We start from the raw sequence: 1011 nt of genomic DNA, 5'->3' as shown, positions 1-1011 counted from the left end.
CAGACGCTCAAGCGGCTTGGCTAGCGTGATATTGGCCGCAAGGCGCGTCTCCATGATACCGCGCTCGTGCTCGTCGACGCCATATTTGAGCACACCCATCACTTCATCGACAGCATTGACTGTATAGCTTTTGCCATCTTGATCGTAGATCGTATCGCCGACCTTAAACACCACGCGCGATAATGGCGCAGAGTTTTTTGCGTAGACGCGTGTCTCTTCACTTTGTGGAAATAAAATATGCACACATCGATCATCGACGTCGATCACCACACCTAAGCCAAGCTCAGACTCCGTATCAGATAAATAACGTTGGCCAACGGCGAATTCAGTACTGTGCAATGAAGCAATAGAGATAGTCATAAGGCGATGTCTTTTGTACTCAGATAATTAAAAATTAGATAGCAATGGTGGCTTGTGATAGTAACCAAATTAACAATGATGCAAATCATCAATAGATGCAGATGCAAATCATCAATAGATGCAGATGCAAATCATCAATAGAGGCAAACGCGATGCCATAATGTTAGTGAAACCAATAGCCAAGCCTTACCATTATATAACGTTAGCGGCTAGATGAGTGCGTTAAGTTTAATTTTCAAGAGGCGGTTTTTGTTACCCATGACTTTATGAGGTATTTGGCCCCAATCAGGCTCTATAAACCTGCCAATGATATAAATTGCTTTGTTTTTAAACGCTTATCTCTCAATAGCAGATATTTAACAGATTCGTTTTTGACTAAAAATGCCAACGTGCTACATTAAACTGATAACCATTCATTAGCCAATGATCCATACACCCCCTATCGATAAGACAACCATAAACAAGGAATAACGATGCAAGCCGTTTTTTTAGATAAAGGCACTTTTTCTGATGGCATTGACTTACCCGCACCAGCAGGCGTGAGCGATTACATCACTTATAACGACACACCAAAAGACACCGACGTCATCATTGAGCGCTGTGAAGATGCCGATATCATCATCACCAATAAGGTCCAAATTGGCGCGGAAG

General features: G+C 42.4%; 1 pseudogene. It reads right to left on the bottom strand.

The features are described 5' to 3' along the window. Positions 1–360: pseudogene (locus ACS8FC_RS15115) on the bottom strand (RNA polymerase-associated protein RapA); the annotation flags it as partial. Between the last annotated feature and the right edge of the window lie 651 nt (positions 361–1011).

This window comes from Psychrobacter sp. 1Y4, from assembly GCF_051847555.1.
This window is presented reverse-complemented; position numbering and strand designations above follow the sequence as displayed.